Origin of the sequence: Haliea sp. E1-2-M8, assembly GCF_030649675.1 — a bacterium.
Taxonomy (GTDB): Bacteria; Pseudomonadota; Gammaproteobacteria; order Pseudomonadales; family Halieaceae; genus Haliea.
The window spans coordinates 75,593-102,366 of record NZ_JAUTDR010000012.1 but is presented as its reverse complement, the minus strand read 5'-3'; the positions used below and the strand labels follow the sequence as shown (position 1 = coordinate 102,366).

Here is a 26,774-nt window from a genome sequence, read left to right as displayed (position 1 = left end):
ATGAATCTGACCATTGTACTTGGCGTCACCATGTTCACCGCGATCGTGCTCGCCCTGGTGGCCGTTATCCTCAGTGCGCGCTCGCGCCTGGTCAGCAGCGGCGAGGTGTCGATCGAGATCAACGGCGAAAAAACCCTCCATGTGTCGGCCGGCGGCAAGTTGCTGCAGACCCTGTCCGATAATGGCCTGTTCCTGCCCTCCGCCTGCGGCGGCGGCGGCACCTGTGCCCAGTGCAAGTGCATTATCAACGAGGGCGGCGGCGCCATGCTGCCCACCGAAGAGAATCACTTTACCCGCCGCGATGCCAAGGAGGGCTGGCGCCTGAGCTGCCAGGCCGCGGTCAAGCAGGACATGAAGATCGAAGTCCCGGAAGAAGTGTTCGGGGTCAAGCAGTGGGAGTGCACGGTTGACAGCAACCCCAACGTCGCCACCTTCATCAAGGAGCTGACCCTGCGCCTGCCGGAAGGCGAGAACGTGGACTTCCGCGCCGGTGGCTATGTACAGCTGGAGTGCCCGCCACACCATGTCAAGTTCAAGGACTTCGACATCGACGAGGAATACCGGGCCGACTGGGAGCGTTTCGGCTTCTTCAAGCTGGAGTCGGTGGTCAAGGAGACCACCATTCGCGCCTACTCCATGGCCAACTACCCGGAAGAGCGCGGTGTGGTCAAGTTCAATATCCGCATCGCCACGCCGCCTCCGGGCAGCGAGGGGATTCCGCCCGGCATCATGTCCTCCTGGGTGTTCAATTTGAAGCCCGGTGACAAGGTCAAGGTATACGGTCCCTTCGGCGAATTCTTCGCCAAGGACACCGATGCGGAGATGATCTTTATCGGCGGCGGTGCCGGCATGGCGCCGATGCGTTCGCATCTCTTTGACCAGCTCAAGCGCCTCAACAGCAAGCGCAAGATCACGTTCTGGTACGGCGCGCGTTCGCTGAAGGAAATGTTCTACGTTGAGGACTACGACAGCCTCGCGGCGGAGAACGACAACTTCGAGTGGCACGTGGCCCTGTCGGACCCCCAGCCCGAAGACAACTGGGACGGCTTGACCGGCTTTATCCATACCGTGTTGTTCGAGCAGTACCTGAAGGACCACCCGGCACCGGAGGACTGCGAGTACTACATGTGCGGCCCGCCAATGATGAACGCCGCGGTGATCCGCATGCTCACCGATCTGGGCGTGGAGCCGGAAAACATCCTGCTGGACGACTTCGGCGGCTGATGGCGGCCCTGTCCCCCAGCCAAAGCCACTCTTCGGGGTGGCTTTTTTGTAGGGCGGCCCTCGCGGTACTGGCGCTGGCCGGATTGCTGCTGGGGGGCTGCCAGCGCCAGCCCCTGCCGGTGGAGCTGTCCGGGGCAACGATGGGCACCACCTGGCATGTGACCTACCTGCCGGTGGCGGGCGGGCTCGAACCCGCCGAAGTGCAGGCCGAGCTGGAAGACCTGCTGGTTGCGGTCAACGACAGCATGTCGACCTGGCAGCCGGATTCCGAAATCAGCCGCTTCAACCGTTCCGCGCCGGGTGATTGGGTCCCCGTGTCCGCGCCTTTTGCCGAGGTCGTGGCGGCGGCGCTGGCGCTTGGTGATCTGTCCGGGGGTGCCTACGACGTCACCGTCGGCCCGCTGGTGGAACTGTGGGGTTTCGGCCCGGCGCGGCCGCGCATGGACCTGCCCAGCGCCGCCGCCATCCGCGAGCGCCGGGAGCAGGTCGGGCAGCAGTTTCTTGAACTGGACGCTGCCCGGGGCCGCCTGCGGCGCCTGCGGGAGGTGGAGCTGGATCTCTCATCCATTGCCAAGGGCTACGCGGTGGATGTTCTGGCGGAAGCACTGGCGGCGCAACAAATTGCCGATTTTCTGGTCGAAGTAGGTGGCGAGATGCGCGTGGCCGGCCTGAGCCCGAGGGGCGATGCCTGGCGGGTGGCGATTGAGCGCCCGCAACCCGGTGCGCGCTCGGTAGCCCTGGGCATCGCCCTGACCGATGCGGCGGTGGCCACCTCCGGCGACTACCGCAACTATTTCGAGGTCGACGGCCGCCGCTACTCGCACAGCATCGACCCGCGCACCGGCCGGCCGGTGCAGCACGACCTGGTGTCGGTCACGGTAATCGCGGCCGACTGCATGCGCGCCGACGCCTGGGCCACGGCACTGACCGTGCTCGGTGCCGAAGAAGCCCTGGCGCTGGCCGAGGCCCAGGGGCTGGCGGTATATTTGCTGCGTCGCGACGGTGAGCGTATCGTGCCCGTATATTCAAGCGCCTTCGAGCCCTGGCTGGAAGCGTCGAACCAGACTCACTAGCGGCCGTTTGCCGCCGCAAGGAAAACAGCTATGACCACATTCATTCTCACCGCCGTATTCATCGGCATCTTCATGGCCATCATGGCCGTTGGGGTCATGCTGGGTCGCGGCCCGATCAAGGGCTCCTGTGGCGGCATGGGTGCCCTGGGTTTCGACACCGCCTGTGACATCTGCGGTGGTAACCCGACGCTTTGCGAGGAAGAAAACCGCGACGGCAAGCGTGTCCCTGCCGACACCGACCAGTTCTACTCCGCCGACCGCTAGTATCCGGCGCGGCAGGTTTCGCCTGGCAATCATCCCCTGAACGCGCGCTATGTACTGTTTGTCGGCTTGCGCTATAGCTTCAGCCGCAAACGCAACCGCTTTGCCAGCGTCATCGCCCTGGTATCCATGCTGGGCATGGTATTGGGTGTTGCCAGCCTGATTACGGTGCTCGCCATCATGAACGGTTTTGCCGGGGAACTGCGCGGGCGCATCCTCTCGCTGGTGCCCCACGGCTACGTGGAGCCTGCGGACAACGGACATCTGGCTGACTGGCAGGCGCTGGCAAGCACCCTTGAAGCCCGGCCCCAGATCCTCGCCCTGGCCCCATACATCAGCGACAAGGTCATTCTTGCCGGCCCCGCGCAACTGCGCGGGGCGGTCCTCACCGCGATCGATCCGGCGCTGGAGGCAGGCGTATCCGGAGTAGGGGCGGCCATGATCCACGGCAGCCTGGCGGATCTGGAGGCCGAGCCCTTCAGCGTGGTGCTGGGGATCAGCCTGGCCCGGGTGCTGGGGGTGGGGCCGGGCGACAGCGTCGAGGTCACCATTCCCCGCCTCACGGTCACCCCCCTGGGCACTTTTCCGCGCAGCAAGCGCCTGCGGGTCGCCGGCCTGTTCCAGATCAACGCCCAGCCCGACGGTTACCAGGCCTACGTGTCGCTGCGGACCGGCCAGCGCCTGTTTGCTGCCGGCAGCGGCGTCGATGGTCTGCAGGTGCGCACCGCGGACTTGATGACTGCCCCGCGCCAGTTGGCGGAGCTGGCGCCGGCCCTGCCACCGGAGCTGGTGGTGCGCGACTGGAGCCAGACCCAGGGCAGCCTGTTCCGGGCGGTGAAAATGGAAAAGATCATGGTCGGCCTGCTGCTGCTGAGCGTGGTCGCGGTCGCCGCCTTCAACATAGTCTCCTCCCTGGTCATGTCAGTGGCGGAAAAGCGCGGCGATATCGCCGTGCTGCGGACCATGGGCGCCCGCGCCGGCGGCATCATGGGCATCTTTGTCGCCCACGGGCTGGGCCTGGCCGCCGCCGGTATCGGCAGCGGGACCCTGCTGGGCGTGTTGCTGGCGAGCAATATCGCCGCGGTGACCGCCCGCCTGGAGAGCTGGCTGGGGGTGAAGCTGTTCGACCCCGCGGTGTACTTCATCAGCGAACTGCCGGCAGAGCTGCTGTGGCAGGATGTTCTCTGGGTGATCGCCGCCGCCCTGGTGCTGAGCCTCGCCGCGACCCTGTATCCGGCCTGGCGCGCCGCCCGTATCGCTCCCGCTGAGGTCTTGCGTTATGAATGATTCCGCCGTGCTCCGCGCCGACAGCCTGGGCCGGGTGTACCGCGACGGCAATCGCGAAGTCCAGGTGCTGGACGGCTTGCAACTGGTCCTGCAGGCAGGGGAAAAGGTGGCCATCGTCGGCGCTTCCGGCTCCGGCAAGTCCACCTTGCTCAACCTGCTCGGCGGCCTCGACGAGCCCAGCTCCGGGCGGGTGCTGATGCGCGGGCAGGATCTCGCCGACCTGGGCGAAAGTGCCCTGTGTCGCTGGCGCAACCGCCACCTGGGCTTTGTCTACCAGTTCCATCACCTGTTGCCCGAGTTCGATGCCCGGGAAAACGTGGCCATGCCCCTGCTGATCGGCGGCGCCCGCCGGCGCGAGGCCTGGCAGCAAGCGGAGGCCATGCTCGCCGGCGTCGGCATGGGCCACCGCCTGCAGCATCGCCCCGGTGAGCTGTCCGGCGGCGAGCGCCAGCGGGTCGCCATCGCCAGGGCCCTGGTGACCGCCCCGGACTGCGTGCTGATGGACGAGCCCACCGGCAATCTGGACCCGGAGTCGGCGGCGCAGGTGCTGGCCCTGATCGACTCCCTCAGCGCCGGCAGCACCGCTTTTGTGGTGGTCACCCACGACCCGGTCATCGCCGGGCGCATGGACCGCACCCTGGAACTGTTGCAGGGCACCCTGGTGGAGCGCGCCCGTGAGCCGGCTTGAGCTGCTGCGAATAGCGCTGCGCTACAGCTTTGCCTTCGGCCGCGGCTACCTGTCCACCTTTCTGTCCTCACTCTCTACCCTTGGGCTGGTGTTGGCGATCGGCCTGCTGATTGCAGTGCTCTCGGTGATGAACGGCTTCGACAAGGAAATGCGCGAGCGGATCCTGGCGCTGGTGCCCCATATTACCGTCTACGGTCAGCAGCCGTTACAGGACTGGGCAACACTCTCGGCGAATCTGCAGTTGCATCCGGAGATTGTCTCGGCGGTGCCGTTTGTCGAGTTTGACGCCCTGTTCCTGCGCGGCAGCGCGATCGAGACCGCTATCGGCATGGGCCTGGAGCCGGGCGCCGGACAGGGCCTGCTGGCCGCGCTGCCGGCGCCCCTACAGGCGCAGTTTGCCGCCGGGGAAGACGGACTGCTACTGGGCAGCGGGCTGGCGGAGCGGCTGGGGGCCCGGGTCGGCGACACCCTCACCCTGATTGTGCCAAAGGTCGGTGGCGGCGGCCCGGCGGCCACCCGCTTTGCCAGCGTCACCCTGGCCGGTGTGCTGGCCACCGGCACCGAGCTGGATGAGTCGGCGGCGGTAGTACACCTGGCGCGGGCGGCGGAACTGGCGGGGCTGGATGGCGGCGTCAGTGGCCTGCAGTTGCAGACCCGGGACCTGTTCGAGGTCAACCGCCTCGGCTGGGAGCTGCTGGGCGAGCTGCCCACGGGTTACTACACCACTAACTGGATGCTGACCCACGGCAATCTGTACGCCGCGATCCAGCTCTCACGCGATCTGGTCAGCATCCTGCTGTTCTCGATCATCGCGGTCGCCGCCTTCAATGTGGTGTCATCGCTGGTGCTGGTGGTCTTCGACAAGCAGGGGGATATCGCAATCCTGCGCACGCTGGGGGCATCGGGTGGCGATATCACCTGGATCTTCATTTTGCAGGGCGCCATGATCGGCGTGGTGGGAGTGGTACTGGGTGCCCTCTGCGGCGTGCTGCTGAGCCTCGGCATTCCGCCCCTGGTGGCGGGCCTGGAACAGCTGCTGGGGCTGCATTTCCTCAGCACCGATGTCTACCCGGTGTCCTTCCTGCCGGTGGATATCCTGCTTGCGGATATTGCTCTGGTCAGCGCCGTCGCCTTCGCCATGTGCGTGCTCGCGGCGCTCTATCCTGCGCGGCGCGCAGCGCGCCTCGCGCCGGCCCTTATTCTTCACCAGGAGCGGGTGTAGCGTCCGTTTGCTGCACTCGGCGGCGCAACAGGCCGTGCCGGGCGCGGTGCTGTTTACGCCGCCGCCACTGCCGGGACACGTGCCAGCGCCAGAACAGGTTCACCGCGGTGTAGCCCAGCGAACCGAACAGCAAGCCGCAGAGCAGGCTGCCCAGCAGTAGCGGTTGCCACAGCATGCCGATGCGGGCGCTGATCCAGGCTACGGTCATCTCGAACTCCGCCACCTGCACCGGCACGTCGATCAGCAGGGCGCCAACCCGGTAGGACAGGTAGAAAATCGCCGGCATGGTCACCGGGTTGGTAATCCACACCAGGGCCACGGACAGGGGCAGGTTGCAGCGCAGCAGCACCGCGAGGATGGCCGCCGCCAACATTTGCCCGGGAATCGGCAGGAAGGCGACAAAAATGCCGACAAAGAATGCCATCGACGCCGAATAGCGATTGATATGCCATAGATTGGTCTGATAGATCCAGTCGCCCAGAACGTGCAGGGCTTCGATCTTGCGGATCCTGGTCGGCGTCGGCAGCCATTGTTTCAGGGTTTTTCTGGGCATGAAAACTCTGGTCGGAATGGACGTGTAAAGGATTTCTGCACTGTGCTTGACTGTAGCGGACGTCGGGCCGGGCGCCTGGCGATCGGCCGCAGGGTGCCATTATGCCGACAAAGACAGCGCAGGACTATCCATGAGACCCGCGCTCGGCGGTTTCGTTGCCAGCGTGATAGCGGTCGGCCAGGCCCCGTTTCTGCCGCCACTGTGGGTGGGCACACTGCTCTGCCTGGCGGGTGTGCTGATGCTGCTGTGGTTGCGCGGCCACTGGCGCACCCTGGCAGCCTGCGTGATCGGGGCGGGGCTGGCGGTGAGTTACGGTCAGACCCTGCTCGAACGGCGCCTGCCCGATGTCTGCGAACGGGTAGCGATGCAGGTGACCGGCACCGTCGCCAGCCTGCCCCGGCTCACCCTGTTGCCGGACGGGCGCCGCCGGCAGCGCTTTGAATTCGAGAGCGACCCGCTGCCCCTTGCCCACTGCCGCGGCCCGCGCAGGCTGCTGTTGAGTGCGCCCGGCGAGCCCGCGCTGGCGCCGGGGGAGCGCTGGCAGTTTGCGGTGCTGCTGCGTCGGCCCTGGGGCCTCGCCAATCCCGGGTCTTTCAACATGCAGGCCTGGTTCGCGCAGACGGGCATTGATGCGGTGGGCAGTGTGCGCAGTCGAGTTCCGGCCCTGCGTTTGGCGGAGGCGGGGGCCAGTGCATCGCACCAGCGCTACCGGCAATGGCTGAGCGGGCAAATCCTGGCGGCGCTGGGGGAGGGCGCCCCCAGCGCTATCCTGCGGGCCGTCGTGGTAGCCGATCGCAGCGGCCTGGACCATGCGCTGTGGACCCTGTTTCGCCAGTACGGGATCAGCCACCTGCTGGTGATCTCCGGGTTGCACGTGGGCATGGTAGCCGCCTGCGGTTTTTTGCTCGGGGGCCTGCTGGCCCGGGTTCTGACCCTGGCGGGTGTGCATCGCGGCAGCGCACTCGGCGGCCCCCTGTGCGCGCTGCTACTGGCGACTGTCTATACCGCCCTGGCCGGTTTCAGCCTCGCCACCACGAGGGCCTGGCTGATGCTGCTCTGCTTCCTGCTGGCGGTCCTCTGCGGCCGGCCGGGGCTGTCCTGGAACAACCTCCTGCTGGCGGCCGCGGTGCTATTGGCAGTGAATCCCCTGACCGCGCTGGGGGCGGGCTTCTGGCTGTCCTTCGGCTCCGTCGCCTGCCTGCTCTGGCTTGCCCTGTGGCGGCCCCGGGCGGGCGCTGCCGGGCGTTGGCTGGGCACACACGGCTATATGTGCCTGGCCATGTTGCCGCTGTCTGGCTGGTGGTTCGGGGGTGCCAGCCAGGTGGCGGCCCTGGCCAACGCCGCCCTGGTGCCGTTGATGGCGCTGGCCGTCGTGCCATTGGCCTTGCTCGGCGTCGTACTGGCCACTTTCAGCAGCAGCCTTGCCGGCAGCATCTGGATGCTGGCCGCCTGGCCGCTGCAGCAATTGCTGCCCCTGGGTCAGGCCTGGGCGCAGAACCACCCCGGGTGGCTTTATGCCACGCTGACCCCGACACTCCCGGCCGTGGCCCTGGCCCTTGTCGCCCTGGCGCTGGCGGTGGTGCCCCTGCGCGGTTTGCTGAAACTGCTGCTGTTGCCGCCCCTGCTGTTGCCCCTGCTGCTGCCGCTGCACGGTCATCGCACAGCCCATGCCGATGCGCTGCAGGTGATTGCACTCGATGTGGGGCAGGGCACCGCAGTACTCGTCTATGATCGCAGTCACGCCCTGCTGTATGACACTGGCGGCGGCATGCCCGGCGGGCCCGACCTGGCGGACTCGGTGATCCTGCCCCTGCTGCGCAGCCGCGGCATCAGTCGCCTAGATACCCTGGTTGTCAGCCACGGCGACCACGATCACAGCGCCGGCCTGGACACCCTGCGCAGACGGCTGCCCCTCGGAGCGCTGCTGGTGGGCGCGGATATGGCGGCAGCGCCGGGAGTGACCGCATGCCGCGCCGGGCTCGCCTGGCGCTGGCCCGGGGGCATCCGCTTCCAGGTTCTGGCACCGGCAGCCGGAGAGTCCGTATCCAGCAACAACGGTTCCTGTGTCCTGCGCCTGGAGGCACACGGCCAGCGCTTGCTGCTGCCCGGTGACATCGGCGCCGATCGCGAGCGGGAGCTGGTGCGCTACTGGCGTGAGAGCCTGGCCAGCGACTGGGCGCTGGCGCCACACCACGGCAGCAACACCTCGTCCTCCAGTGCCTGGCTGAAACAGGTGGATCCGGCAATGGTGCTGTACACCCACGGCCGCGCCAACCACTACGGGCATCCCGCGACAGCGGTCAGGCAACGCCATGCACAGCAGGGCATCGCCACCTACAGCACCGCGCTGGAGGGGGCGTTGGAGTGGACCCTGCGGCCGGGGCGGGCACCGCAACTGATGGCCCAGCGCAGCCGCTTCCCACGCTACTGGGAACAGTAGATGCCCTGTGCGTATAATGCCCCCCTCTACACGACTACGGACTTTGCTTGTGCTGGAACTGGTAACTGCGGGCGGCTGGCTGATGGTGCTGATCGTACTCTGCTCGATTGTGGCCCTGGCCATCTGTATCGAGCGGCTGTATACGCTCAACCCGAGGAAAATCTCGCCACCGCATCTGTTGGCCACGGTCTGGAAGCAGCTCAAGGCGGGGGAACTCGACGGCAACCGCTTGCGCAACCTGCGCCAGTCCTCGCCGCTGGGGAAAATCCTGGCCGCCGGGCTGGTCAATGCCAGCCACGGCCGCGAGGTCATGAAGGAGAGCATCCAGGACGCCGCCAGCCACGTGGTGCACGAACTGGAACGCTATCTCAATACGCTGGGCACCATCGCCGCGATCGCGCCTTTGCTGGGTCTGTTGGGTACCGTGGTCGGCATGATCAAGGTCTTTGCCCAGATCATGGCCCAGGGCACCGGCAATGCCAGCGCCCTCGCCGGGGGTATTTCCGAGGCCCTGATCACCACGGCCGCGGGCCTGGCGGTCGCCATCCCGGCACTGGTCATGCACCGTTATTTCAGCGGTCGCATTGACGCCATCGTGGTCGGGCTGGAGCAGGAAACCATCAAGCTGATGGACGCCCTGCACAATGAAGAACGCCGGGACGAGCAGAGTTGAAGTTCCGCCGCCAGCGCCAGGGCGAGGTTGGCGTCAACCTGACCCCGCTGATCGATGTGGTGTTCCTGCTGCTGATCTTCTTCATGGTGTCGACGACCTTCACCCGTGAGACCCAGCTCACCCTGGACCTGCCCGAGGCCAGCGGTGCGGCCCGGGACGCACCGGAACAGCAGGTGGAAGTACTGGTGGATGAGCAGGGCCACTACCGGGTCAACGGCCAGCCACTGGTCGACAACCGCGTGCGCACGATCCAGTCGGCGATCTACAAGGTCTCCGCCGGCGACACCACTCTGCCACTGGTTATCGCGGCAGACGCCCAGGCCAGCCACCAGGATGTGGTCCGGGCCATGGACGCGGCCGGGCAGATGGGCTTTGTGCACCTGAGCATCAGCACCCGGCAACCGGCCGAGGCTGCACCCGGTGACTGAGGCGCGCGCCCGCGACAGCGACTGGCATCTGTACCGGCGTCTACTGCGCTATGTAATCCCCTACTGGTACCTGTTTGCCCTGAGCATCGGCGGCTATGTGCTGTACTCGCTGGGCAATGTACTGCTGGCGGATCTGATGCAGTTCCTGCTGGACTCCCTCAACGGGGCCGGGCAGGCGGCCGAAAACGGCCTGGTGGCCGGCGCCGCCTACGCCCTGCTGGACCCCGGCGACATGACACCACTGGAGTTCGCCCGTATCGGCGTACCGGTGGCGATGGTGCTGCTCGCGTTTACCCGCTCCATGGGCTATTTCGCCGGCAACTACTTCATGAACCATGTGGCCCGCAACCTGGTGCACGAGCTGCGTCGGGATCTGTTCAACAAGATGTTGCTGGCACCCAGCAGTTACTATGACCACCACAGCCAGGGTGTGCTCATTTCCAAGATCACCTTCAATGTGGAGCAGGTGACCGGCGCTGCCACCAAGGCACTCAGGGTCGTGGTGGGGGAGGGCCTGACCGTCATCGGCCTGCTGAGCTACCTGTTCTACCTGAACTGGCGCCTGAGCCTGATCTTCATGCTGGTAGCGCCCTGTATCGCGCTGGTGGTGTCGGTGGTGGGCAAGCATTTCCGGCGCTACAGCCGGCGCATCCAGGACTCCATGGGCGACGTTACCCAGGTGTCCAACGAGAGCATTGGCGGCTACAAGGAAGTGCGCCTGTTCGGGGGCCAGCAGCAGCAGGGTGACCGTTTCGAACTCGCCAGCGCCTACAACCGCAACCAGAGCCTGAAACTGGCCCTGGTCGATGCCCTGAGCACCCCGGTAATCCAGACCATGCTCGCAGTAGCCCTGGGCGCCATGGTGTGGTTTGCCTTGAGCCCCGACATCCTCAGCGGCTTCAGTGCCGGCTCTCTGGTCGCGTTCCTGACCGCGGCGGGGCTGCTGGGCAAGCCCATCCGCCAGGTCAGCAGCGTCCAGAGCGTGATCCAGCGCGGCCTGGCGGCGGCAGAAGATATCTTTGCCCAGCTCGACCTGGAAAACGAACCCGACACCGGCACCCACACGGTGCAGCGGGCGCGTGGTGATATTGCCTTCGAGCAGCTCAGCTTCGTCTACCCCGGCACCGACCTGGAGGTGCTGCAGGATATCAGCTTCAGCATCAAGGCCGGCGAGGCCGTCGCCCTGGTGGGGCGCTCGGGCAGCGGCAAGAGCACCCTGATCCAGTTGCTGGCACGTTTCTACCCGGTGCAGCGGGGCCGCATCACCCTGGACGGGGTGCCGATCGCCGACTACCGGCTGGGCAACCTGCGGCGCCAGCTGGCGATGGTGTCCCAGGACGTCACCCTGTTCAACGACACCGTGTTCAACAATATCGCCTACGGCGACCTTGCCGGCGCCAGCCGCGAGGCGGTCACTGCCGCCTGCGAATCCGCGCACGCGATGGAATTCATCGACAAGCTGCCGGCCGGGCTGGATACGGAACTCGGTGACGATGGTTCCGGCCTGAGTGGCGGCCAGCGCCAGCGCCTCGCCATTGCGCGGGCAATTCTCAAGGATGCCCCGGTGCTGATCCTCGACGAGGCCACCTCGTCGCTGGACAATGAATCCGAGCACCGTATCCAGCGTGCGCTGGAGACCATCATGCAGAATCGCACTTCCATTGTGATTGCCCACCGCTTGTCCACCGTGGAACGCGCCGACCGCATTGTAGTCATGGATGAGGGGCGGATCATTGCCAGCGGCAGCCACACCGAGTTGCTGGCAGAGGACGGGCTTTACGCCCAGCTTTACCGCCAGGAATTCAGTGACTGACCGGAGCACCGAGCCGGCACTGGTCCGGGCCTGGTATGCGGGGGCCGCCTGGCTGTGGCTGCTGCGGCCCCTGGAACTGCTCTACCGGCTGCTGATCGCGCTGCGCCGGTGGTCCTTCCGCACTGGCATCCGCGCCGTGTATCGGGCGCCGGTGCCGATCGTGGTAGTGGGTAACATTACCGTCGGCGGCACCGGCAAGACCCCGGTAGTCATTGCCCTGGTCGAGGCGCTGCAGGCAAGGGGTCTGCACCCGGGAGTCGTCAGCCGCGGCTACGGCGCCGGGGCCGGCGCCGTCTTTCCGCATCGTGTCGGCGCCGACAGCGGCGCGGCCGACTGCGGCGACGAACCGCTGTTGATTTACCAGCGCACCGGCGCACCCTGTGTGGTCGCGCCCGACCGGCCCGCCGCGGTGCGGGCCCTGCTGGCGCAGGAGCCGGTCGACCTGGTGCTCTGCGATGACGGCCTGCAGCACTATGCCCTGGCCCGGGATTTCGAGATTGCGCTGCTGGATGCCCAGCGCATGCTGGGCAACGGTTTCTGCCTGCCCGCCGGACCGCTGCGGGAGCCGGCGGGGCGTTTGCGCGAGGTGGACTGGGTGCTCTACCGCAGCGGCAGCGCAGCGGACAGTGCCGCAACCTATGCCAGCGACGGCCTGCAGCCGCTGCTGCCCAACGGAGACGGGGCCCCACCGGTACCCGGCGACGCTGTGCACGCGGTTGCCGGTATCGGCCAGCCGGCGCAGTTCTTCGCCAGCCTCGAGGCCATGGGGTACCGGGTTACGGGCCACAGTTTTGCCGACCACCACCTGTTCGTTCCCGGCGACCTGGCCGGTTTCGGCGACCGGCCGGTTATCATGACCGAGAAAGACGCGGTAAAATGCAGCGCATTCGCAGGCCGGAACGGCGCGGGGACAAACCTGTGGTATCTCAAGATCAGCGCCCGCTTGCCTGCGGCCCTGTTGGATCGCGTAGCCGCTCTGGCCCAGCCCGGCCCCTGACCCCGGAATTTGTATGCCATTCTCTGTCGTTATTCCCGCCCGCTATGCCTCCACCCGTCTGCCGGGCAAGCCCCTGCTTGAGGTCGGCGGCCGGAGCATGATCGAGCGGGTCTGGCGACGGGCCCGGCAGAGTGGCGCCGAGCGGGTGCTGGTCGCCACCGACGATGCGCGCATTCGGGATGCGGCAGAACAATTCGGCGCCGAGGTCTGCATGACCGACCCCGCGCACCCGTCCGGCACCGACCGCTTGCAGGAAGTGGCCCGGACACTGGAGCTTGCGGACGACGCGATCCTGGTTAATGTGCAGGGCGATGAGCCCCTGATTCCCGCACTGGTAATCAACCAGGTGGCAACCAACCTGGCGGCCAACCCCGACTGCGGCGTGGCGACCCTGTGCGTGCCCATCCGCGACAGCCGCGAGTTGCACAATCCCAATGCGGTCAAGGTGGTGTTCGATGCGCGGGGCAGGGCCCTGTATTTCAGCCGGGCCGCCATACCCTGGCCCCGGGACAGCTTCGCCGCAGACCCCGAGGCAATGCCCGCGGGTGACCACTGGTACCGCCATATCGGCATCTATGCCTACCGGGTCAGCTTCCTGCATCGCCATGTGAGCTGGGCTCCGGCACCGCTGGAACGGCTGGAGCAGCTCGAGCAATTGCGCGCGCTGTACCACGGTGTCGCGATCCACGTAGCGCCCGCCGCCGTGCCGGTGCCCGCGGGGGTCGACACCGCCGCTGATCTGGCGGCGGTCAATGCCCTGTTGGTGGAGATGCCCCATGAATGATGGCCTCACCAGGGTCCTGTTTGTCTGCCTCGGCAATATTTGCCGCTCACCCACCGCGGACGCCGTGTTCCGCCAGCGGGTGCAGGAGCGGGGCCTGGCCGCGCGCATCCGGGTGGATTCCTGCGGCACTGCCGAGTGGCATGTGGGCAAGCCGCCGGACCCGCGCAGTGTGGCGGCGGCGCGGGAGCGCGGTTACGATCTCAGCCCGCTGCGGGCGCGGCAACTGTGTTGGGAGGATTATTTCGAATTCGACTATCTGCTGGCGATGGATGCAAGCAACCTCGACGTCCTGCGCCGGGAGGCGCCGCTGGATTATGCGGGGCACATCGGGTTGTTGCTGGACTTTGCGCCGGAGGCCCCGGAGCGGGAAGTTCCGGACCCGTACTATGGTGACGGCGGCGGTTTCGTCCGGGTGCTGGAACTGGTGGAGGCTGCCAGCGAGGGGTTGCTGGCGGAGATCGCGCACCGTGACCGGAGTTGAAACCGCAATCCAGCCGCGCAATACCCTGCGGCTGAAGGCCACCGCCAGCGCCCTGCGCTGTGTCACCAGCGTGGCCGAACTGGAACAGGCCCTGCTCTGGGCCCGCAGCCGCAAGCTCAGCGTGCTGCCACTGGGCGAGGGCAGCAACGTGGTACTGCTGCCGCGCATTGATGCCCTGGTCCTGCAGATCCAGCTAACGGGCCGCGAGCTGCTGCAACAGGATGGGGCAGAGGTGCTGTTGCGGGTGGCGGCGGGGGAAAACTGGCACGCGCTGGTTGCCTGGACCCTGGCCCAGGGCTATTGCGGGCTGGAAAACCTGGCCCTGATTCCCGGCACCGTGGGCGCGGCGCCGGTGCAGAACATCGGCGCCTATGGCCGCGAACTGGCCCCCTTTGTCGCCGCCGTCCACGCCCTGCGCTGCGCCGATGCCAGCCCGCTCCTGCTGACCCGGGCGGACTGCCGCTTTGCTTACCGCGACAGTGTGTTCAAGCGGGAACTGCGCGACCAGGTGGTGATCACCCATGTGGACCTGCGGCTGCCGCTGAATGCAGCTACGGAATCCGCTTATCCGGGCCTGCGCGAGGCCCTTGCGCAACGGGGCGAGACAGATTCCCCGACGCCGCAGGCGGTGTTCGACGCGGTGGTGGCCCTGCGCAGAGCGAAGCTGCCGGACCCGGCACGGGAGCCCAATGTCGGCAGCTTTTTCAAGAACCCGGTGCTGCCCCGGACACAGGCCGAGGCGCTGTGCTGCGAATACCCTGAACTGCCGCTCTATCCCGCCGGGCCCGCGCACCGCAAACTCCCGGCCGCCTGGCTGATCGAACGCGCAGGGTGGAAGGGCAGCCGCCGCGGCGCGGTCGGCGTGCACCCGGGCCACGCCCTGGTGCTGGTCAACTACGGCGCCGATAGCGGTAGCGAAGTGCTGCGCCTGGCCACCGAGATCCAGGCTTCCGTGCAGGCCCGGTTCGGCGTGGCGCTGGAGCTGGAGCCGCGGGTCTACGGAGAACCGGCGTGAACGACTTCGACTTTGAGAGTTTTCTCAAGCAGCTTACCACCCGCCCGGGCGTGTACCAGATGTACGACGCCGAGGGCACACTGCTCTATGTCGGCAAGGCCCGCAACCTGCGCGTCCGGGTCAGCAGCTACTTCCGTGCCAGCGGGCTGACCACCAAGACCATGGCCCTGGTGGCCAGAATCGCCGACATTCAGGTCACCGTCACCTCCACCGAAGTGGACGCGCTGCTGCTGGAACACAACCTGATCAAGAGCCACCGGCCGCCCTACAATATCCTGCTGCGGGACGACAAATCCTTTCCCTATATTTTCCTGTCCACCGAGGACGAGTTTCCGCGCCTGAGCCTGCACCGGGGCACAAAGCGGCGCAAGGGAACCTACTTCGGCCCCTATCCCAGCGCGTCGGCGGTGCGCGAGTCCCTGCATTTTCTGCAGAAAGTGTTCCGCGTGCGCCAGTGCGAGGACAGTTTTTTCCGCAACCGCTCCCGGCCCTGCCTGCAGCACCAGATTGACCGCTGCACCGGGCCCTGCGTCGGGCTGGTGTCAGCTGAAGAGTATGCGGAGCAGGTGCAGCACACCGCCCTGTTCCTGGGCGGCAAGTCCCAGGAGTTGATGGTGCGACTGGCGGACGATATGGAGCAGGCCGCGGCCTCCCTGGAGTTTGAGCGGGCGGCGGTGTATCGCGACCAGCTGAGCCAGCTCCAGCACGTCCAGGCCAGCCAGGGGATCGAAGGTACCAGCGGCGAGCTGGATATCCTGGCGGCCACGGTCGAGGGCGGCCGCGCCTGCGTCCAGGTGCTGTTTGTGCGCAACGCCCAGGTGCTGGGCAGCAAGACCTATTACCCACCCCTGAAGCTGGACGAGAGCAGCGCCGAGGTGCTGGCGGCCTTCCTGCCCCAGTTTTACCTGGCTGCGCTGCGGCCCATTCCGGGGGAAATCATCGTCAACGAATTGCCCGAGGGCAGCGACAGCCTGGCCCAGGCCCTGACCGCTCAGGCCGGACGCAAGGTTGCCATTCGCGCCCGGGTGCGGGATGCCCGGGCGCGCTGGCTGCAGTTGGCACAGCAGACCGCGGAAACCAACCTGCGCTCGCATTTGGCGGGGCGGCAGTCCACCCTGGAACGCCTGCAGGCGCTGCAGGCCGTGCTCGGCTTGCCGCAACTCCCCGAGCGCATGGAGTGCTTTGACATCAGCCACAGTTCCGGCGAAGCCACCGTCGCCTCCTGCGTGGTGTTCGACCAGAATGGCCCGCGCAAGTCCGATTACCGCCGCTTCAACATCGAGGGTGTCACCGCCGGCGATGACTACGCGGCCATGCAACAGGCCCTGGAACGGCGCTACAAGCGCCTGCAGGCGGGGGAGGGCAGCCTGCCGGACATTCTCTTTATCGACGGCGGCAAGGGCCAGGTCGCGCAGGCCATGGGCGTGTTGGCGGAACTGCAACTACCGGCGATCGAGGTGGTCGGCGTCGCCAAGGGCGTCACCCGCAAGGCCGGCTTTGAAACCCTGGTCCGCGGCGACAGCGGTGTCGAGCAACGGCTGCGCGGCGACAACCCGGCCCTGCACCTGATCCAGGCCATTCGCGACGAGGCACACCGCTTCGCCATCACCGGCCACCGCGCCCGCCGGGACAAGGCCCGCACCCAGTCCAGCCTGGAGGGGATCCCCGGCGTGGGGGCGAAGCGGCGGCGGGAGCTGCTGCGCCACTTCGGCAGCGCCGCGGGGGTCAGCAATGCCAATGTCGCCGAGTTGAAAAAAATCAGCGGGATCAGTGCAACCCTGGCGCAACAGATATACGATCACCTGCATGGCAGTGGTCCCCTGGAAGAGTAGCCCCGGATTTGAGCATGAATATTCCCAACGCGCTGACCATCATGCGCATTCTTCTGATCCCGGTGCTGGTGGTCGTGTTCTACATGCCGTTTCAGCACCACCTGCTGGTCGCAGCGGGCATATTTACCGTGGCGGCGGTCACCGACTGGCTGGACGGCTATCTCGCCCGGCGCCTGGGCCAGATGACCAAGTTTGGCGCCTTCCTCGACCCCGTGGCCGACAAGCTGATGGTGGCGGTCGCCCTGGTCCTGTTGGTGGAGCGCCACGATACCATGTTCCTTACCCTCGCCGCGTGCGTCATCATCGGCCGCGAAATCGTGGTTTCCGCTCTGCGGGAGTGGATGGCCGAACTCGGCCAACGCACCTCCGTGGCCGTGTCCTATATCGGCAAGGTCAAGACTGCATTCCAGATGGTCGCCATCATCGGCCTGCTGGCCATCGATCCGGTGCGCGACGAAAGCTGGCTGCTGGCCCTGTGCTACCTGATGCTCTACGCCGCCGCCGTACTCACCCTCTGGTCCATGATTATCTACCTGCGCGCCGCGGCGGAAGTGATGAAAACCCAGGAGACAGACCGTTCTCCTTGACAGCGGCCGCACAACTCATAGAATAGGCGCCCTCACGCAGCCAGCGCTGCTGGGCATGCGAGAATTNGCGCCGCGGCGGAAGTGATGAAAACCCAGGAGACAGACCGTTCTCCTTGACAGCGGCCGCACAACTCATAGAATAGGCGCCCTCACGCAGCCAGCGCTGCTGGGCATGCGAGAATTGCGGGAATAGCTCAGTTGGTAGAGCGCAACCTTGCCAAGGTTGAGGTCGCCGGTTCGAACCCGGTTTCCCGCTCCATTCCAAAAAGTTCCAAAGGCTCGGTGGCAGAGTGGTTATGCAGCGGATTGCAAATCCGTCAACGCCGGTTCGATTCCGACCCGAGCCTCCATCTTCAAAGTAACCACCCCGGCAAGGCTCAGCGCTGTCAACGCCGGCCGGGACGCCGGACCGTCGATTCCGACCCGAGGTTCCATGTTTCCCCTCAATATCCGGAACTTGGGTGCAAAGCCTTTTCCAGTAACCGCAGCGCGCGTAATTTGCGCGCAATGGTCTACCCTTAGGGGTAATCGCGGGTACGGGGTGCTGAAACACGCACATCCTGCACCAACTGGCTGCATACGTAATTCTTGCTTCCTATGGCATATATCGCTCCTGGCAGTCTGTTGATCCTCATCGTGATGTTCGATGTTATCAAGACGACACTCACCACCAAGGGTGAAGGGTTCCTGTCCGCTATCGTTTCTGGCGGCTTCAGGAATCTCGCGAGCTTGTCGCTACGTGCAGGCGGTAGAGTGTCGGAGATTATGGGCGCTGTTTCAGTACTGGCAATCGGGTCTACTTGGCTCGCCGGCCTCTGGGCAGGATGGGTCCTGGTCTTCCTGGGGCTTCCCAACGCCATCGAACATTCCACGCATGCAACTACTGTTGGAATATATGACTATGTTTATTTCGTCGGGTTTACCCTGTCCACCCTGGGGGTTGGGGACTTTACTCCGAATGGCACTTTAGCCCAAATGGCCACCACCTTGTCCTCCTTTAATGGCTTGCTGGTAATCACGCTTATAGTGACCTACGCCGTTTCAGTGGTCAGCGGGGTGGTTGCACGACGAGTGCTGGCCTACAAAATTTATCTGGCTGGCGGAGATGAAGGTGATTTCCAAACAAGATTTGAAAGCGTCGATGACTTTGTTGCCTGGATAAAGGATATCAGGAATGATTTGATTTTCTGCACCGAGCAACGTCTTGCCTACCCGGTCCTGGATAACTTCCTCAGTAAAGAAAAAAGTCACTCTCTCGCTGTTCAGCTGACCAAGCTCGGCCTGGCTTCTCAAGCAACCAAACAAAGCGATGGCGTTAGCGAACCCTCCAGGAGAGAGTTGGACGAATTATTCTCGGTGCTCTATCGATACACGTCTCTTACGGGCATCACTGATAATGACTTGCTGGTCAGGCTCAGGAAACTCAGCGACCGCGAAGGTTGGTCGGAAATCAATCTGTAAAGTGAACAGCAGACCAAGCGCATTGTGTTTTCACCGTAACCGTCCAGTCGACAAGCACCAATGTCGGGTTTCTTTACACTCGCCGCGACTCGGCACCCCTTGGTGCATCTTCGTGAAACGTAATAGTCTGTTTTAATTGGTCTATATTTTTTTGGCCTGATAATTGCTGAATTTTGCCAGGTGTTAAAACAATGCATGCGCGCCACAGTTTCCGACAACTTCACCGTCGACAGGAGATTCCCATGAAAAGAATATTTCGTTTGCTGGCAGTGTTGGTCTTGGTCTCCGGCGCTGGAGCGGCACAGGCGGGGCTCATCAACTACAACTTCAATTGGACGGGCAACGGTGGCTACACCATGCTTGGCAGTTTCACTTTTGATTCGGCAGATGCGGCTGACGGTGCCATTCGCGACGGCGAGGTCGCAAGTCTGTTTTTCGAGGGTTTTTTAAGTGATGTGTCGATCGGCTCCAACGCAACCGCACCCAGCTTGCCTGGTTTCAACTTCAACTTCGACACGGTGGCGGAACAGTTCTTCAGTGGCGGAAATGCCTTCGGTGACCTCGGGCAGAGGTGGAATGCCGGAGGTGCAGGCTTGGGGTTCATATCAGGTATAGGGTCCCGGTTAACCATAGACAGCGCTAATGCCGGCGGCACACTAAATGCCAGCGCGCTCGTCGCCACGCGCGCAACCGCAAACGTTCCGGTACCGGCGACCATGTCCCTGCTGGCTCTGGGTTTGGTTGCCCTTGGCTACAGTCGTCGCAAGCGGAAGTAGGCGTGGTGCTGCTCTGCTCAACCCGCTGAGCCACTTGTCCCGGCAGTTCATATCGTCATGAAGCACAACGGCTCTTTCAGGAGCCGCATTCAGGGCACTCCCTGCCACTGACTGTCGCTGTATAATTCCAGCGGACGATAAGCTGCCTTGTAGGCCATTTTCTCGCAGTCGCGAATCCAGTAGCCCAGGTACAAATAGTCGAGGCCCAGTTCCCGGGCCCTCTCGATCTGCCAGAGTATGGCGTAGCTGCCAAGGCTGCGGCGCTCTTCGGCGGGTTCAAAGAAGGTATAGATTGCCGACAGGCCATCGATCAGGACATCCACCACCGCGATTGCCAGCAGCTGCTCGCCGGCGAAAAAACGGTAGTAGCGGGTGCAATCCCAGGCGTTGTTGAGAAAGGAGTGGTACTGCTCCCGGTCCGGCGGATACATGTCGCCATCGGCGTGGCGCTGCTCGATGTAGCGGTAGTAGAGGTCATAGGCCGGCTCGTCGTATATGTCGTCACAGCGCACCACACGCAGGTCGGTATTGCGTGCCCAGGTCCGGCGCTGGGCGCGGTTGGGGGCAAACTGGCTGACTGGAAGACGAGCCGGGATACAGGCGTTACAGCGCCCGCAGTGGGGCCGGTAGATATGGTTGCCGCTGCGGCGGAAACCCATGTGCGACAAGCGACTGTAGAGCAGTTGGTCCACCTCCTGGCGAGGGTCAATAAACAGGGTGGTGGCTTCCTGGTCTTTCAGGTAGCTGCAGGTGTGGGGGTAGGTGGTATACACCTTCAGGTCCCGCAGGGATGAGGTCACGGTAGCAGGTCTCCGCAGTAGGCTGGCAGGGCCCAGATCGCCGGATCAACAGTCTCATCCACAGTTTGGGCAAGCTCCGCTTCAAAGTCCAGCCTGCTGATGTTGCGTGCCCCCATTGTGTTCATGTGCGCACTTTCCACCTGGCAGTCGATGAGCCGGAAGCCGCCCCGGCGCAGGATATCCACCAGGGCCACAAGTGCCACCCGGGAGGCACTGGGCACGCGGGAAAACATTGATTCGCCGAAGAACGCCCGCCCGACAGCCACGCCGTACATGCCCCCCACCAGCCTGCCGTCCTGGTCCAGCACCTCAACTGAGTGCGCAATACCGCGTCGATGCAGGGCCTGATAAGCCAGCAGCATGTCCTCGCCAATCCAGGTCCCGTCGCTGCCCCTGCGGGAGCCGGCACAAGCCGCGATTACCGCGGCAAAGCGACGGTCCACCGCCAGCCCGAGCTGGTTGCGGCGCAGAGTCTTGCGCAGGGAGCGGGCGACATGGAGTTCGTCCAGGTAGAGGACGGAGCGGGGGTCCGGAGTCCACCACAGCAACGGCTGTGGGTCCTCGTACCAGGGAAAGATACCGCGCCGGTAGGCTGCCAGCAGTCGCTCGGGCGAGAGCCCGCCACCGGCCGCCAGCAGGCCGTTGGGGTAATCCAGGGCCAGGGAGGTGGGCGGGAAATCCTGCCCCGGGGCCAGGCGGACAATCCCTGCCACGGGGTCAAGCCAGGTTGTCGAGATACTTTTCCGCGTCCAGCGCCGCCATGCAGCCGAAGCCCGCCGAGGTAATGGCCTGGCGGTAGACATGGTCGCCCACATCACCGGCGGCAAATACCCCGGCCACGCTGGTCGCGGTGGCATTGCCTTCGGTCCCGCTGTGGATGGTGATATAGCCGCCTTGCATCGCCAGCTGGCCCTGGAACATATCGGTGTTGGGCTTGTGGCCAATGGCGATAAATACGCCGGAGAGGTCAATCTCGGTGGCCTCGCCACCGGCAGTGGGCTTGACCCGCATGCCGTTGACGCCGCTGGCATCTCCCAGAACTTCATCGAGCGTATGGTTCCAGAGAATACGCACCTTGCCTTCCTGCTCGCGCTTGAACAGCCGATCCTGCAGCACCTTTTCCGCCCGCAGGCTGTCGCGGCGATGCACCAGTACCACCTCGGAGGCAATATTGGCGAGGTAGAGCGTTTCCTCAACCGCGGTGTTGCCACCGCCGATTACCGCTACCTTCTGGTTGCGATAGAAGAAGCCGTCGCAGGTGGCGCAGGCGCTGACGCCCTTGCCCATGAAGGCTTCTTCGCTGGGCAGGCCCAGGTACTGGGCCGAGGCACCGGTGGCGATGATCAGGGCATCACAGCTGTAGCGGTTGCTGCCGGTCAGCTGGAAGGGGCGCACCGACAGATCAACCGTGTCGATGTGGTCGAACACCACTGCGGTTTCGAAGCGCTCGACATGGGCCTGCATCTGTTGCATCAATTCGGGCCCCTGCAGCTCTGCATGGCCGCCGGGCCAGTTTTCCACCTCGGTGGTCGTGGTGAGCTGCCCGCCCTGCTGCATCCCTGTGATCACCACCGGCTTCAGATTGGCCCGCGCAGCGTAAACGGCGGCAGTATAGCCCGCGGGGCCGGAGCCCAGAATGATCAGGGGGTGGTGCTGGACATCGCTCATAGTGGTCATTTCCCGGTTGCTGGTGTTAAATGGGGCGCTTGCGTCGGCCCGACTGGCCGCTGGCCCCGGGACTTGATGGGGGCAAGCTATGGTAATGTAAAGCCCGCCTCCCGGCAAAGGCGAGTCCATTTCTAAATATCCTTTATAAGCTTTTGAATATAATCATAAAATAGGTCACAATTGCCGAAGTAATCTGGGCGGCAGTGGCTTTTCGCCACCGCGTACAAGGGGATAGCAAGGCGTGCCGGAAAAAACCCGCAACGACACCGTACTGGGCCCGCGACTGCGCGAAGGGGCGTTTATCGCCGTCACTGCGGTCTGCCTGTATCTGTTGCTGGCACTGACGACCTACAGTCCCCAGGATCCGGGCTGGTCTGCGACCGGTATCGGCAACCGCATCGCCAACGCGGGCGGTCCCACCGGCGCCTGGGTTGCGGACGTCGCCTTCTCGCTGGTGGGTTACGCCGCCTACCTGTTCCCGCTGCTGCTGGCCTACCGCGCCTTCATCATCCTGCGCGAGCGCCACAGCAACAAAGCCTTTGACTGGGTCACCTTCAGCATCCGCGCCCTGGGTCTGGTGCTGGTGATGATTGCCGGCACAGCGCTGGCGGCGATGAACGATGGCGGTAACTCGGGCCTGCCCCAGGGTGCCGGCGGCATCCTCGGCCAGGCCATCGGCGATGCCTTCACCGCCGCCTTCAGCGGCATCGGCAGTCGTCTGATCCTGCTCGCCGTGTTCCTGTTCGGCATGACCATTTTCACCGACTTGAGCTGGGTGAAGTTGAGTGAGCGCATCGGGCGCTGGTGCCTGGGCAGCTACGCTCGTCTGCAGCGCTGGTCCATCGCCACCCTCGACAGAATCCGCGACCGCCGCGAGCGCGAGAAAGCGCTGGAGGCGCGCAAGGCGGTTATCGACGAGCACGTGGAGCGCGGCAGGCAGCGCAAACCCCCGAAAATAAAACCCTTCACGCCCAAGGTGGAAAAGAGCGAGCGGGTTGAAAAGGAAAAACAGCAGGTGCTGTTCGACGCCCCGATAACCGGTGAGCTGCCCCCGCTGGGCCTGCTGGATGCCCAGGTCAAGGATCCGGACAAGGGCTTTTCCGAGGAGGCGCTCGCGGGCATGTCGCGGTTGCTGGAACTGAAGCTGGCGGATTTCAGCATCAGCGCCGAAGTGGTAGCGGTGTATCCCGGTCCGGTGATCACCCGCTTCGAGATCCAGCCCGCAGCCGGCGTCAAGGTGTCACGGATTTCCAACCTGGCCAAGGATCTGGCGCGCTCGCTGGCGGTGATCAGCGTGCGTGTGGTCGAGGTCATTCCCGGCAAGTCGGTGGTCGGCATTGAAATCCCCAACGAAGACCGGGAGATCGTCAATTTCAGGGAGGTGCTCTCATCTCGCGCTTTCGACCACTCCAAGTCGCCCCTGACCCTGGCTCTGGGCCACGACATATCGGGCGAGCCGGTGGTCGCAGACCTGGCCAAGATGCCGCACCTGCTGGTGGCCGGCACCACCGGCTCCGGCAAATCCGTGGGCGTCAACGCCATGTTGCTGAGCCTGCTGTACAAGTCCACTCCCGCGGAAGTGCGGCTGATGATGGTGGACCCGAAGATGCTGGAACTGTCGGTATACGACGGTATTCCGCACCTGCTGACCCCGGTCATCACCGACATGAAGGACGCTGCCAACGGCCTGCGCTGGTGCGTGGCGGAAATGGAGCGCCGCTACAAACTGATGGCCCACCTCGGTGTACGCAACCTGGCAGGCTACAACCGCAAGATCGCCGACGCCATCAAGGAGGGGAAGCCGCTGGTGGATCCGACCTGGAAGCCGGACCCCCTGTTTGCGGTAACTGACGAGGAACAGCTGCCGCCGTCACTGGAACACCTGCCGGCGATTGTCGTGGTGATTGATGAATTCGCCGACATGATGATGATTGTCGGCAAGAAGGTGGAAGAGCTGATTGCGCGCATCGCGCAGAAGGCGCGGGCGGCAGGGATCCACCTGATTCTGGCCACCCAGCGGCCGTCGGTCGACGTAATCACGGGCCTGATCAAGGCCAACATACCCACCCGCATCGCCTTTCAGGTGTCCTCCAAGATCGACTCCCGCACCATCCTCGACCAGGGCGGCGCGGAACAATTGCTGGGCCACGGCGACATGCTCTACCTGCCGCCGGGCTCGGGCCTGCCGACCAGGGTCCACGGCGCTTTCTGCTCGGACGAGGAAGTACACCGGGTGGTCGCGGACTGGAAACGGCGCGGGCAACCGAAATATATCGATGGCCTGCTCGACGAGGGCAGCAATACGCCGGTCACCGCCGGGGAACTCCAGGCCGGTAATGGTGACGAAGATTCCGAGAGTGACGCCCTCTACGACGAAGCGGTGCACTACGTGACCCAGAGCCGGCGCGCCTCCATTTCCTCGGTACAACGCAAGTTGCGCATCGGCTATAACCGTGCGGCGCGTCTGATCGAGGCCATGGAGCAGGCCGGTGTGGTGAGCGAAATGAGCAGCAATGGCCAGCGCGAAGTTCTGGCGCCGTCCCCGCCCGAGTGAGAGCGTCAAACGCCATCAACGTCCCTGCACACAGGAAGACCGCCGTGCCCCAAATCCTGAACCGCCTCCGCCTGAACGCCAGCCTGCTGGCCGCCATGCTGCTCAGCCTGCTGTTGGCACCCGCCCTGCGGGCCGAACCGGTCGACGACCTGCTGCAGGCGCTGCAGGGCATTGAGCGCCTGCAAGGTGACTTCCATCAGCGCCAGTATGCCCGCGATGGCAAGGTGACCGCCGAGTCCGAGGGCCGGTTCAAGCTGTTGCGGCCCGGCTACTTCGCCTGGGAAATCAGCAGCCCGGACAGTCAGCTTATTGTCGCCAATCCCCAGTATCTGTGGCATCACGACCGCGACCTGGAAACCGTGACCCGGCGCCCTCTGGCAGGCAGCGAAGCCATGACCCCGCTACAGGTGCTGGGGGGTGACGGCGAGGCCCTGCGCCGGGACTATGCGGTCAGCCGTGACGCCGACGGCCGCTTCGTGCTGCAGCCGCACAATCCGGATGCGGGTTTCCTGCAGTTGGCCCTGACCATTGCGGGCGCGGAAATCCGCGCCATGGAAGTGCTGGACAACCTCAACCAGCAGGTGGTAATCGAGTTCAGTGCCCTGGACACGACCAGCCCGCTGGGACCGATGGATTTTGACTTCAGCCCGCCGCCGGATGCGGACCTGCTCTACAGTGAAGAATAACGTAGGAGCCCGCTGGCCCAGGCCACCTTCTCTGTCCGCTGCGCGGCCATTCACCTTGTCCGCGGGCGATCGCGCCCGCAGTTCGTGAGCACCGACCTGTTCAGCGACGCGCCCGACGCGGGTTATCAGCCCCTGGCAGCGCGCCTGCGGCCAGCCTCGCTGGAGGAATTCGCCGGTCAGGCCCACCTGCTGGGGTCCGGGAAACCGCTGCGCCAGGCCATCGAGCGGCAGCAGTTGCACTCGATGATTTTCTGGGGGCCACCCGGTGTCGGCAAGACCACGCTGGCGCGGATTGTCGCCGCCGGCGCCAACGCCCAGTTCCTGCAGCTTTCGGCAGTGCTGTCCGGGGTCAAGGAAATCCGCGAGGCCATCGCCCAGGCTCGGCAACACCGGGCGGCAGGCCGCAATACGGTGCTGTTTGTGGACGAAGTGCACCGTTTCAATAAATCACAGCAGGATGCTTTCCTGCCCCATGTCGAAGACGGCACGGTCATTTTTGTCGGCGCCACCACGGAAAATCCCTCCTTCGAACTGAACAATGCCCTGTTGTCGCGCTCCCGGGTGTACAAGCTGCGCTCCCTCGATGAAGAAGAGCTGCTGGGGGTGCTGCAGCGCGGGTTGGCGGCGCTGGAACCGGCGGTCACTGCAAGCGAGGACTGTCTGCGCCAGGTTGCGATACAGGCTGATGGTGACGCCCGCCGGGCCCTGAACCTGCTGGAACTGGCGGCTGATCTGGCGGAGGAGGGCGCTGCGGTGCGCGAGATCACCGCGGCGACCCTGGCCGAAGTGCTGCAGGCCTCCCTGCGCCGGTTCGACAAGGGCGGCGATCTCTTTTACGACCAGATCAGCGCCTTGCACAAGGCGGTGCGCGGCTCTTCCCCGGACGCCGCGCTGTACTGGCTGTGCCGGATGCTCGACGGCGGCTGTGACCCGCTGTACCTCGCGCGCAGGGTGGTGCGCATGGCCAGTGAAGATATCGGCAATGCGGACCCGCGGGCTCTGGGCCTGTGCCTGGACGCATGGCAGGTGCAGGAGCGTCTCGGCAGTCCGGAGGGCGAGCTGGCGATTGCCCAGGCCGTGGTCTACCTCGCCTGCGCGCCCAAAAGCAACGCGGTCTACAGCGCGTTCAATGCCGCCATGGCGGATATCAGCGCTCAGGGCAGCGACGAAGTGCCGCTGCACCTGCGCAATGCCCCCACGGCCTTGATGAAGGCCGAGGGCCACGGTGACGACTACCGCTATGCCCACGACGAGGAAGAGGGCTACGCCGCGGGCGAGAACTACTTCCCCGAGGCTATGCGCGACCGCCGCTACTACATGCCGGTAGACCGCGGCCTGGAGCAGAAGATTCGCGCCAAGCTGGATTACCTGCGCCAGCGCGACCGGGACAGCCCGCGCCAGCGCTACCCCTGATCTGCTGCCTTTCAGCGACAAAATCAGTACAATGCGCTCCTTCTGAGCCGCCGCCATG

General features: G+C 64.9%; 25 protein-coding genes and 2 tRNA genes. 23 read left to right on the top strand and 4 right to left on the bottom strand.

The features are described from left to right. From nqrF to Q6D67_RS11850, 6 genes are all read left to right on the top strand, one after another. A complete protein-coding gene (gene nqrF, locus Q6D67_RS11875) occupies nucleotides 1-1,224 on the top strand; it encodes an NADH:ubiquinone reductase (Na(+)-transporting) subunit F (RefSeq protein WP_304705825.1) in 1,224 nt (407 codons plus the stop codon). After that, complete coding sequence (locus Q6D67_RS11870; protein ID WP_304705824.1) at nucleotides 1,224-2,297, top strand: FAD:protein FMN transferase; 1,074 nt, start codon at nucleotides 1,224-1,226, stop codon at nucleotides 2,295-2,297. The genes nqrF and Q6D67_RS11870 overlap by 1 nt, the downstream gene beginning before the upstream one ends. 30 nt (nucleotides 2,298-2,327) lie before the next feature. Next, nucleotides 2,328-2,561, top strand: a complete 234-nt coding sequence (nqrM, locus tag Q6D67_RS11865) for a (Na+)-NQR maturation NqrM (RefSeq protein WP_304705823.1) — start codon at nucleotides 2,328-2,330, stop codon at nucleotides 2,559-2,561. Nucleotides 2,562-2,627: 66 nt separating this feature from the next. After that, nucleotides 2,628-3,845, top strand: a complete 1,218-nt coding sequence (locus Q6D67_RS11860) for a lipoprotein-releasing ABC transporter permease subunit (RefSeq protein WP_304705822.1) — start codon at nucleotides 2,628-2,630, stop codon at nucleotides 3,843-3,845. After that, a complete protein-coding gene (locus Q6D67_RS11855) occupies nucleotides 3,838-4,533 on the top strand; it encodes an ABC transporter ATP-binding protein (RefSeq protein ID WP_304705821.1) in 696 nt (231 codons plus the stop codon). The genes Q6D67_RS11860 and Q6D67_RS11855 overlap by 8 nt, the downstream gene beginning before the upstream one ends. Further along, nucleotides 4,520-5,755 (top strand): lipoprotein-releasing ABC transporter permease subunit, encoded by a 1,236-nt coding sequence (locus Q6D67_RS11850; protein WP_304705820.1) that lies wholly within the window; start codon nucleotides 4,520-4,522, stop codon nucleotides 5,753-5,755. The genes Q6D67_RS11855 and Q6D67_RS11850 overlap by 14 nt, the downstream gene beginning before the upstream one ends. Here the strand turns inward: Q6D67_RS11850 and Q6D67_RS11845 are convergent. Then, nucleotides 5,730-6,308 carry a DUF2062 domain-containing protein gene (locus tag Q6D67_RS11845; RefSeq protein ID WP_304705819.1) on the bottom strand — a complete coding sequence of 193 codons (579 nt, stop codon included), beginning with the start codon at nucleotides 6,306-6,308 and terminating at the stop codon, nucleotides 5,730-5,732. The two genes, Q6D67_RS11850 and Q6D67_RS11845, sit on opposite strands and share 26 nt — an antisense overlap. Before the next feature lie 130 nt (nucleotides 6,309-6,438). On the opposite strand from Q6D67_RS11845, the gene Q6D67_RS11840 reads away from it, so the two are divergent. The 14 genes from Q6D67_RS11840 to Q6D67_RS11775 all read left to right on the top strand — a co-directional run bounded on the left by Q6D67_RS11840 (nucleotide 6,439) and on the right by Q6D67_RS11775 (nucleotide 19,595). Continuing rightward, on the top strand, nucleotides 6,439-8,748 hold the full coding sequence (locus Q6D67_RS11840; protein WP_304705818.1) for a DNA internalization-related competence protein ComEC/Rec2: 2,310 nt from the start codon (nucleotides 6,439-6,441) through the stop codon (nucleotides 8,746-8,748). Between the two features lie 49 nt (nucleotides 8,749-8,797). Next, the gene (locus Q6D67_RS11835) at nucleotides 8,798-9,421 is read left to right on the top strand and encodes a MotA/TolQ/ExbB proton channel family protein (RefSeq protein ID WP_304705817.1); all 624 of its coding nucleotides are present in this window, start codon (nucleotides 8,798-8,800) and stop codon (nucleotides 9,419-9,421) included. Beyond that, a complete protein-coding gene (locus Q6D67_RS11830; protein WP_304705816.1) occupies nucleotides 9,418-9,849 on the top strand; it encodes a biopolymer transporter ExbD in 432 nt (143 codons plus the stop codon). The genes Q6D67_RS11835 and Q6D67_RS11830 overlap by 4 nt, the downstream gene beginning before the upstream one ends. Further along, nucleotides 9,842-11,662, top strand: coding sequence for a lipid A export permease/ATP-binding protein MsbA (msbA, locus tag Q6D67_RS11825; protein ID WP_304705815.1), 1,821 nt, complete (start codon nucleotides 9,842-9,844; stop codon nucleotides 11,660-11,662). Before Q6D67_RS11830 ends, msbA begins: the two co-directional genes overlap by 8 nt. Beyond that, the gene (gene lpxK, locus Q6D67_RS11820; protein WP_304705814.1) at nucleotides 11,655-12,659 is read left to right on the top strand and encodes a tetraacyldisaccharide 4'-kinase; all 1,005 of its coding nucleotides are present in this window, start codon (nucleotides 11,655-11,657) and stop codon (nucleotides 12,657-12,659) included. Before msbA ends, lpxK begins: the two co-directional genes overlap by 8 nt. 13 nt (nucleotides 12,660-12,672) lie before the next feature. Then, nucleotides 12,673-13,443 carry a 3-deoxy-manno-octulosonate cytidylyltransferase gene (kdsB, locus tag Q6D67_RS11815; RefSeq protein ID WP_304705813.1) on the top strand — a complete coding sequence of 257 codons (771 nt, stop codon included), beginning with the start codon at nucleotides 12,673-12,675 and terminating at the stop codon, nucleotides 13,441-13,443. Further along, complete coding sequence (locus tag Q6D67_RS11810; protein WP_304705812.1) at nucleotides 13,436-13,924, top strand: low molecular weight protein-tyrosine-phosphatase; 489 nt, start codon at nucleotides 13,436-13,438, stop codon at nucleotides 13,922-13,924. Before kdsB ends, Q6D67_RS11810 begins: the two co-directional genes overlap by 8 nt. Then, complete coding sequence (gene murB / locus Q6D67_RS11805; protein ID WP_304705811.1) at nucleotides 13,911-14,939, top strand: UDP-N-acetylmuramate dehydrogenase; 1,029 nt, start codon at nucleotides 13,911-13,913, stop codon at nucleotides 14,937-14,939. The genes Q6D67_RS11810 and murB overlap by 14 nt, the downstream gene beginning before the upstream one ends. Beyond that, nucleotides 14,936-16,771: an excinuclease ABC subunit UvrC gene (uvrC, locus tag Q6D67_RS11800; protein ID WP_304705810.1), complete on the top strand. Its 1,836-nt coding sequence runs from the start codon at nucleotides 14,936-14,938 to the stop codon at nucleotides 16,769-16,771. Before murB ends, uvrC begins: the two co-directional genes overlap by 4 nt. A 14-nt stretch (nucleotides 16,772-16,785) precedes the next feature. Then, the gene (gene pgsA, locus Q6D67_RS11795) at nucleotides 16,786-17,358 is read left to right on the top strand and encodes a CDP-diacylglycerol--glycerol-3-phosphate 3-phosphatidyltransferase (protein ID WP_304705809.1); all 573 of its coding nucleotides are present in this window, start codon (nucleotides 16,786-16,788) and stop codon (nucleotides 17,356-17,358) included. 183 nt (nucleotides 17,359-17,541) lie between these two features. Further along, nucleotides 17,542-17,617, top strand: a tRNA-Gly gene (locus Q6D67_RS11790). A 17-nt stretch (nucleotides 17,618-17,634) separates the two neighbouring features. After that, nucleotides 17,635-17,708 (top strand) — tRNA-Cys (locus tag Q6D67_RS11785). A 274-nt stretch (nucleotides 17,709-17,982) separates the two neighbouring features. Further along, complete coding sequence (locus tag Q6D67_RS11780) at nucleotides 17,983-18,819, top strand: ion channel (protein ID WP_304705808.1); 837 nt, start codon at nucleotides 17,983-17,985, stop codon at nucleotides 18,817-18,819. Between the two features lie 242 nt (nucleotides 18,820-19,061). Next, entirely contained in the window at nucleotides 19,062-19,595 is a 534-nt protein-coding gene (locus Q6D67_RS11775) for a PEP-CTERM sorting domain-containing protein (RefSeq protein WP_304705807.1), read from the top strand. 89 nt (nucleotides 19,596-19,684) lie between these two features. Here Q6D67_RS11775 and Q6D67_RS11770 read toward each other — a convergent pair whose 3' ends face one another. From Q6D67_RS11770 to trxB, 3 genes are read right to left on the bottom strand one after another with little or no spacing between them, the layout of a single operon-like run. Further along, nucleotides 19,685-20,395, bottom strand: a complete 711-nt coding sequence (locus tag Q6D67_RS11770; protein WP_304705806.1) for an arginyltransferase — start codon at nucleotides 20,393-20,395, stop codon at nucleotides 19,685-19,687. After that, nucleotides 20,392-21,108 (bottom strand): leucyl/phenylalanyl-tRNA--protein transferase, encoded by a 717-nt coding sequence (gene aat / locus Q6D67_RS11765; RefSeq protein WP_304705805.1) that lies wholly within the window; start codon nucleotides 21,106-21,108, stop codon nucleotides 20,392-20,394. The genes Q6D67_RS11770 and aat overlap by 4 nt, the downstream gene beginning before the upstream one ends. Nucleotides 21,109-21,112: 4 nt before the next feature. Beyond that, complete coding sequence (gene trxB, locus Q6D67_RS11760) at nucleotides 21,113-22,063, bottom strand: thioredoxin-disulfide reductase (protein ID WP_304705897.1); 951 nt, start codon at nucleotides 22,061-22,063, stop codon at nucleotides 21,113-21,115. A gap of 241 nt (nucleotides 22,064-22,304) precedes the next feature. Between trxB and Q6D67_RS11755 the strand changes: the two genes are divergently transcribed. From Q6D67_RS11755 to Q6D67_RS11745, 3 genes are all read left to right on the top strand, one after another. Then, a complete protein-coding gene (locus Q6D67_RS11755) occupies nucleotides 22,305-24,617 on the top strand; it encodes a DNA translocase FtsK (protein ID WP_304705804.1) in 2,313 nt (770 codons plus the stop codon). Nucleotides 24,618-24,661: 44 nt separating this feature from the next. Then, on the top strand, nucleotides 24,662-25,303 hold the full coding sequence (gene lolA, locus Q6D67_RS11750; RefSeq protein WP_304705803.1) for an outer membrane lipoprotein chaperone LolA: 642 nt from the start codon (nucleotides 24,662-24,664) through the stop codon (nucleotides 25,301-25,303). An 84-nt stretch (nucleotides 25,304-25,387) separates the two neighbouring features. After that, entirely contained in the window at nucleotides 25,388-26,716 is a 1,329-nt protein-coding gene (locus Q6D67_RS11745; protein ID WP_304705802.1) for a replication-associated recombination protein A, read from the top strand. The last annotated feature ends 58 nt before the right edge of the window (nucleotides 26,717-26,774 follow it).